General features: G+C 65.9%; 6 protein-coding genes and 1 pseudogene. 2 read left to right on the forward strand and 5 right to left on the reverse strand.

Annotated elements, in window-relative coordinates:
• On the forward strand, positions 1 to 392 hold a 392-nt coding region (locus K5Q19_RS01805), incomplete at its 5' end, for a GcrA family cell cycle regulator (protein ID WP_292940393.1).
• Between the two features lie 82 nt (positions 393 to 474).
• A complete protein-coding gene (locus tag K5Q19_RS01810) occupies positions 475 to 1,671 on the forward strand; it encodes a GGDEF domain-containing protein (protein WP_292940395.1) in 1,197 nt (398 codons plus the stop codon).
• Here the strand turns inward: K5Q19_RS01810 and K5Q19_RS01815 are convergent.
• The 5 genes and pseudogenes from K5Q19_RS01815 to K5Q19_RS01835 all read right to left on the reverse strand — a co-directional run.
• Positions 1,658 to 2,386, reverse strand: coding sequence for a DUF3142 domain-containing protein (locus K5Q19_RS01815; protein ID WP_292940398.1), 729 nt, complete (start codon positions 2,384 to 2,386; stop codon positions 1,658 to 1,660). The genes K5Q19_RS01810 and K5Q19_RS01815 overlap by 14 nt on opposite strands.
• Positions 2,383 to 4,533 (reverse strand): hypothetical protein, encoded by a 2,151-nt coding sequence (locus tag K5Q19_RS01820; protein ID WP_292940401.1) that lies wholly within the window; start codon positions 4,531 to 4,533, stop codon positions 2,383 to 2,385. The genes K5Q19_RS01815 and K5Q19_RS01820 overlap by 4 nt, the downstream gene beginning before the upstream one ends.
• 87 nt (positions 4,534 to 4,620) lie before the next feature.
• Positions 4,621 to 6,924, reverse strand: coding sequence for a polyribonucleotide nucleotidyltransferase (gene pnp / locus K5Q19_RS01825; protein WP_292940404.1), 2,304 nt, complete (start codon positions 6,922 to 6,924; stop codon positions 4,621 to 4,623).
• A 171-nt stretch (positions 6,925 to 7,095) separates the two neighbouring features.
• Positions 7,096 to 7,365 carry a 30S ribosomal protein S15 gene (rpsO, locus tag K5Q19_RS01830; RefSeq protein ID WP_292940407.1) on the reverse strand — a complete coding sequence of 90 codons (270 nt, stop codon included), beginning with the start codon at positions 7,363 to 7,365 and terminating at the stop codon, positions 7,096 to 7,098.
• 5 nt (positions 7,366 to 7,370) lie between these two features.
• A pseudogene (locus tag K5Q19_RS01835) lies at positions 7,371 to 7,592 on the reverse strand (tRNA pseudouridine(55) synthase TruB); the annotation flags it as partial.

Below are 7,592 nucleotides of genomic sequence, written 5' to 3' on the forward strand. Positions count from 1 at the left end.
CGCCCGCAGCCGCTGCCCCAGCGGCAACGGCTGACACGCCCCCTCCCCCGCCGCAGCCGCGCATTGTCTCGGTCGGCCCCGGCGGTTTCCTGCGGCAGGGCCCCGGCGATCAGCAGGCGCCGATTCCCCCGGCCCCGCCCCGCCGCCTCGTACCCGCGCGGCCGAGCCAGGAAGTGGCGGACAAGACCGGCCTGCTCGATCTCAACGACCGCATCTGCCGCTGGCCGATGGGCCACCCGGGCGAGCCTGATTTCCATTTCTGCGGCGAGAAGGTGAATCCCGGTTTCCCTTATTGCGTCGAGCATTGCGGCCGCGCCTATCAGGCGCAGCTTCCGCGCGGCCATCGTCGCCCGCCGCCGCCTATGCCCTTTGGCGGTCCGCGCGTCCGGTGATTCGTTCGACCGTTTAGGTCCGATTCGGTCTTAGAACCGCAGATTTTCGTCACTTTTTGCGTCCGCCCGTGGTTAACCTCGGGTGGACGCTGCCGTTCTCATGGGCATGAGCGAGCAGACATCAGACGAGAACGCGCGCAAGTCGCGCTGGTGGCAGTGGTTCAGCGGCAGCACCGCCGATGATGCCGAGGAACCGGGTGCAGACGCTGCGGCCCTTGCCGGTGCGCGCGAACTGACCGCGCGCGAGGTTTGGCTGCCGGCCAAGCGGCGGATGATCAGCAAGATCGCCGATTTCCTGATCGATCATGATCTTGAAGTTCTGCCGTCCACGCTGACCGTTGCCTACGAGTGTGTCACCGGCGGTGCGCCTCGCCTTGCCCAGCTGATCCTCGAGCGCACCGAGAAGGGCCTTCCCATCACGCTTGGGTGGATCGAGGAACAGCGCGGCGAAAGCACGCACGACAAGAACGGCGAGGCGCTGGCCGTGCTGATGGGGCGGTTGGAAGACAGCCTTGACGAGTTCAGCAAGACCACCAGCGGCGCACGCAATGCGACGAGCGAGTACAGCAGCGCGCTGCGCCAGCATGTCGATGATCTGGAAGGCGTCGGTCGTGCCGGTGTCGTGATCACCGAACTCGCCGCGCTGACCCGCGCGATGATGGAACGCAGCATCGCGATCGAAAACGAGCTCGCTTGCAGCGAGCGCCGTGCCCAGGTTCTGCAGACCTCGCTCGAGGAAACGCGGCGCATTGCCGATATGGACCACCTGACCGGCCTGCCCAACCGTCGCGCTTTCGATCACATGCTTGATCGCGAGATCCGTGAAGCCCGCGATGCCGGGGAATCGCTGTGTGTCGCCTTTGTCGACATCGACCATTTCAAACGCGTGAATGACACGCATGGCCACCCCGCAGGCGACCGCGTGCTCAAGTTCGTCGGCGAAACGCTTAACCGCATCGCCGATGCGCGCTGCTTTGTGGCCCGGCACGGCGGCGAGGAGTTTGCCGTCCTCTGGCGCAACCACACCGTCGAGAAGGCCTGGAAGAAGCTCGATTCCGCGCGGGAGGAAATCGCCGAACGGCGTCTCGTCAACCGCACCAATGATACGCCCTTCGGCAGGATTACTTTCTCGGGCGGGATTGCCGACGTCTTTGCCTATGCCGACAAGAGTGCCGCGCTGAAAGCAGCGGATGAAGCGCTTTACTCCGCCAAGCAATCAGGCCGCAATCGCATCCTCAAGGCCGGCGACGAGCCGGACCCGCTGGTCAAGGCGGCCTGACAGCAGACGGCTTCAGCAGAAACACGACATAGCCGGCAAAGCGCCTGTCGCGCGCCAGGGCAGCAGGCGGCGTCCACTCGCCGCCTTCCACCAGCGCGATCTTGTGGCGCAATGGCAGGGTATCGATATGGCGGAACCACGCGGCATAGCCCGGGATGGTTGTGCGGCCCTGGTACGTCTGGATCACCACTTCATCGACAAGGCCGGCAAGGCGCGCGAGCTCCGCCGGATCGCCGTTCGCACTCCAGTCGAGCAGGCCGGTGATCGATAGCCGTGTGCCCGGCGGCAGCTCCCGGCGGACTTGCTCAAGGAAGGCGCGGTAGTGTGTCAGCCCGGAGGTTGCTGCATCGAAATCGATCTGCAAACCCTCCAGCCGGTTTCCAGCCGTCCGCCAGCGGGCCAGCATCGCGTGCACTCCATTCCAGACGCGCGTATCCCAATCGAGCCGCTCGGTCCGCACGGTCAGCCAGACCTTGGCGCTGCGCACATGCGGCACGCCCGCGCGCATGTCGACCAGCCGTGCCGGACCGCCACGCCGGATCTCGCCGCCGAGGATATAGAGTTCGCGGGCGCGCGCGACCGCTGGTGGTGGCGGCACGCCGGCCCAGAGGAAGAACTGGTCGTAGTTTGCAGGATCGACCGGCTGGGGAGACTCCGCACGCTGACACGAAGCCAGAGCCAGCGCGGCCAGCAGCGCCGCCCTCGTGCGTATCACCAATAGTACTTCAGCTTCTGCGCCCAGAGGCTTTTCGGGAACTCGCGCTTCAGCCGATCATACCAGCCCTTGCGCACCGGCTTTGCCACTTCCTCGCCGCCGCAGCCGTTGTAGCCCGAGGGGCCGTAGCAATTGACCGCCCGGTAGAGCGCATAGGCCCGGTCATCCGGCGCGCTGCGCGGATCGGCGATCACTGCGGCGTAAATCGAGCCGCGCGCCAAGGGCTTGCCGGCAAACTCGTTCGCCGCCCCGCCCAGTGCGCCGCGCGAAGGCGGCGTATCGAGCGTGGTGAAGCCGTCAAAGCCATTGAGCCGCCAGAACTCGCCAAGGCAGAGCCCCGCGTGAACATCCTTCGGGTTGGCGGCCAGCGCGGCGACAGTGCCTTGCAGTGCCGGACAAGCGAACCCGGCTTGCGAAGTGCGCCCCTTGGCAAATAGCCCCAGCGGCGCCGCCGAACCGGGCGCAAAGCCCCAAAGCCCTTCGGTCGTCGCATCGCTGCGCACCAGTGTCTGATTGCTCCGGAAGCCGGCGTAGTCGCCCCGGCTCAGCTGCTTGTAGAGCAGCGTGAACAACGCCACGTCGCGTTCGGTCTGTGCGCGCTCCACGTCGAGGGCCACGCGGCGCAGCAGCGCAGGGCCGGCGGAATGGGTGAGCAGGATCTCGCGCACCATGCGGTCCGTGATCGGCGAGCCCGATGCAAAAACCTGTGCCAGCTTGCCATGCCGCTCCCAGTTCATCGCAAGGCCAAGTTCGACCGTGGGCCGCTGCCAAAGGGCTTTCGCCCCGCCAAGCAGTTCGAGCCAGAAGCCCGCCTCATTGGGATCGCCCTTCGCCGCCAGCGCCTGCCCGCGCAGCACTTGCCGGCTGAACGCAAGCGGCGTGTAAGAGGGCCGCTTGGCGTCGTCAGGGATCAACTGCAGCACCCGTGCGTAGTCCTTGGCGACATAGAACGCATGGTTCGCCTGCAGGAAGGCGTAGAGTTGCGGCGCGCGCAGGAAGGCCGCCTGCTGGCTCGCGAGCGTAGCCGCCTCGATCTGCTTCTCCGGGCCGCCCATATCATAGCGGGCATCCGGATCGGCGACGCGCATGGCCTTGAGGTCGGCCGCGGCCAGCAGCAGCAATCCACCGCCGAATGCATCGGGATTGTCATTGTTTGAAAGGTACTTGCCGTCCACTTCGTTGATCAGGTCAACCAGCGGCTCGCCTTCTTTCGGCGCCTCGGCCAGCACGCTTTCATAGCGCTGGCCGAGTGCGGCAAAGTCGCCCGAGAGCCACATCGCGCGGCGTTCCAGCCCGCGTGCCGATGCGGCATAGCGGCCCTTGGGATAGGCCTTGAGATAGTCCGCCAGCGCCGCCCGCCCACGCAGCGCGGCTGCCTTGTCGACTGCCTTCAGGCCGTCGAAAAAACCGTACTGGTCCATGCTGTGCAGCAGCGCCTCGCCCAGCCACGCGCGGGCCACCATATAGCGCGCGGTCTCGGCCACCCACGGATCGGGCGCGCTGGCAAGCGCTGCATAGCCGCTCGCTGCTTCGCTGTAGCGTGTCGCATAGAACGCATCGGAAGCTGCCAGATAGCCGAGGAAGGCCTTGCCCGACGCACTGCTGACGGCAACGCCGGGCAGCACGGCCGGCAGCGAGGAATCGGCGCAGCGCGCCACGAGCTGCGTTCTGGCGGCCGTCAGCGCGGTGCGATCGCCTCCCGGCAAGGCCCGGTTCGCCGCAAGCGCGGCCGTGAATTCGGGCGTTGCGGCGCGGAACGCCCCGCAGGGGCCATCGATGACATCCGCCGGCGGATCGGCCATCGGGTCCAGCGCGGGCACCCATGTCCGCGTCACCATGCCCCAATCGAGGAACATGTGGCCGAAGCCTTCCTCGTCGTACTCGGGCTTGGGGTACTCGGTCCCGCCCAGCCCAAGCCCGGCGGAATCGCGCAGCAGCGCCAGCAGGTTGACCCGGCTGTCGTTCCCCGGCGCGATCACCACGCGGTTGTGGCAGGCCTGCGCGCCGCCAAACAGCGACCACGTGGGGTCACACCCCACGTCCGCGCAGGCCAGCGCCGCGCCCGATGAAGCGAGCAGCCCCGCCATGACCAGCCCTCGGGCGCGCTTCAGCCGCATCGTCGTCTCTCCCGCTGTCCGTGCCGCCACATGGTTCCCCGCCGCCCACGCCAAGGCAAGAAAAAAGGGCCCGCGTTGCCGCGAGCCCTCGTTTCATCTGGCTTGAAGCCGGAGCGATCAGTCGTCCGACTTGAGGAACGCCGGGATATGATCCCCGCCGCCCTCGCCGCCGCCACGCGGACCACGGTCGCGGTCGCGGCCACCATCACGGCCCCCATCGCGTCTGGGACCACGGTCACGGCCGCCCGGACCACGACGATCACCACCGCGATCACCACGATCACCACGCGGTTCACGCGGTTCGCGGGGCGGACGGGTATCTTCCAGCTCGGCGCCGGTCTCCTGATCGACGACGCGCATGGACAGACGAACCTTGCCGCGCGGATCGATCTCGAGAACCTTGACCTTCACGGCCTGCCCTTCCTTGACCACATCGGTGGGCTTCTCGACCCGCTCGTTGCGCATCTCGGAGACGTGGACGAGACCGTCCTTGCCGCCCATGAAGTTCACGAACGCGCCGAAATCGACGATGTTCACGACCTTGCCGTCGTAGATCTTGCCGACTTCGGCTTCTTCGACGATGCCGAGGATCCACTTCTTTGCAGCCTCGATCTGGCCCATATCGGACGAGCTGATCTTGATCAGGCCTTCGTCGTCGATATCCACCTTGGCGCCGGTTTCAGCGACGATCTCGCGGATCACCTTGCCGCCGGTGCCGATGACTTCGCGGATCTTCGACTTGTCGATCTGGATCGTCTCGATGCGCGGAGCGTGGGCCGAAAGCTCGGTACGGGCCGAACCCAGCGCCTTGGTCATCTCGTTCAGGATGTGCGCACGGCCTTCGCTCGCCTGATGCAGCGCCTTGGCCATGATCTCGCGCGTGATGCCCGCGATCTTGATGTCCATCTGCATCGTGGTGATGCCCGCGCTCGTGCCGGCCACCTTGAAGTCCATGTCGCCGAGGTGATCCTCGTCGCCCAGGATGTCCGAAAGGACGGCGAACTCGTCGCCTTCAAGGATCAGACCCATCGCGATGCCCGAAACCGGACGCTCGATCGGAACGCCGGCATCCATCATCGAAAGGCAGCCGCCGCAGACGGTCGCCATCGAGGAGGACCCGTTCGACTCGGTGATGTCCGAGAGAACGCGGATCGTGTAGGGGAAGTCTTCCTTGCTCGGCAGCACCGGGTGCAGCGCGCGCCAGGCGAGCTTGCCGTGGCCCACTTCGCGGCGGCCCGGAGCGCCGAAACGGCCAACTTCGCCAACCGAGTACGGCGGGAAGTTGTAGTGCAGCATGAAGCGCTGATACGACAGGCCGTCGAGACCGTCGATCATCTGCTCGGCATCCTTGGTGCCCAGCGTGGTGGTGCAGATCGCCTGCGTTTCACCGCGCGTGAAGAGCGAGGAACCGTGCGTGCGCGGCAGGAAGCCGACGATCGATTCGATCGGGCGGACCTGCGTCGTGGTGCGCCCGTCGATACGCGTGCCGTCCTTGAGGATGGCGCCGCGCACGATGTCGGCCTCGACCTTCTTCATGGTCTTCATCGCGACCATCTGGGTCTGCGGGCCTTCCTCGGCGAAGGCTTCCTTGGCCTTGGCCCGCGCCTCGTTCAGCGCGTTCGAACGCGCCGACTTATCCGTCAGCTTGTAGGCAGCGGCCACATCGGCGCCGACGAGCGCCTTGAGCTTGGCCTTGATGTCAGCCGTGTTGTCGGTGAGGTCGATTTCCCACGGATCCTTGGCGGCCTTTTCGGCCAGCGAGATGATCGCGCCGACGACCTTGCGGATCTCGTCATGCGCAAACATGACCGCGCCGAGCATTTCGTCTTCGGTCAGTTCCTTGGCTTCGGATTCGACCATCATCACGGCCGCATCGGTAGCAGCGACAACGAGATCGAGGCGGCCTTCGGCGACCTGCGACATCGACGGGTTGAGCTGGTACTCACCGTCCTTGAAACCGACGCGCGCGGCGCCGATCGGGCCCATGAAGGGCACGCCCGAGATGGTGAGCGCAGCCGAGGCCGCGATCATCGCCACGATATCGGGCTCGGTCTCGCCGTCATAGCTCAGCACCTGGGCGATGACGTTGATCTCGTTGTAGAAACCTTCGGGGAACAGCGGACGGACCGGGCGGTCGATCAGGCGGGAAACCAGCGTTTCCTTTTCCGTCGCGCCGCGCTCGCGCTTGAAGAAGCCGCCCGGGATGCGCCCGGCAGCCGAGAACTTTTCCTGATAGTGCACGGTCAGCGGGAAGAAGTCCTGGCCTTCCTTGACCTTCTTGGCGGCAGTCACCGCGCAGAGCACGACAGTTTCGCCATAAGTGGCGAGGACCGCGCCGTCAGCCTGACGGGCAATGCGGCCGGTTTCCAGAGTGAGGGTCTTCCCGCCCCACTCCAGCGATACGGTTTTGACGTCGAACATGTGTTTTCCTTCAGCCCGCCGCCCTATTGCGCGCGGGGTTTGCTGCCGGGTGTGCCGTCCCGGTCCGGTGCGGGGCGCTTGTCTGGCCCCATGGGATGCGCCCGCCGGCCGGATTGCCGAACGGTCGCCACATGCAAAAAGCGGCCCGTTTTGGGGCCGCTTTCCGCTTGGTTACTTGCGCAGACCGAGCTTCTGGATGAGGGCATTGTAGCGCGCCACATCCTTCTTCTTCAGATAGTCCAGCAGCGAGCGCCGCTTGTTGACCATCATCAGCAGCCCGCGGCGCGAATGGTTATCCTTGTGGTGCGCCTTGAAGTGCTCCGTCAGGGTCTGGATGCGGCTGGTCAGGATCGCGACCTGAACTTCGGGCGAACCGGTATCGTTCGAGCCGCGCGCGTTGTCCGCGATGATAGCCTGCTTCTTTTCAGCGGTAACCGACATATTCTCTACTCCGCGACATCGGGAAGGTTGAATCCCCGTGCGACGGTCAGGACGGAGCCTGAAAGCTCGACCAAGGCCACCGGCACCTTGCCGCTGCGCACCCAGTAAAGCCCGTCATCATGGGGCAGCCCGTCAAGAACGCGGCCCTGTCGGACCGCTCTTGCCTGCTCGGGCGAAAGGTCAAGAGCCGGGATGTCGACCAGCCCTGCCTCCAGCGGCAAGAGTAC

The organism is Novosphingobium sp., assembly GCF_019748365.1.
Taxonomy (GTDB): domain Bacteria; phylum Pseudomonadota; class Alphaproteobacteria; order Sphingomonadales; family Sphingomonadaceae; genus Novosphingobium.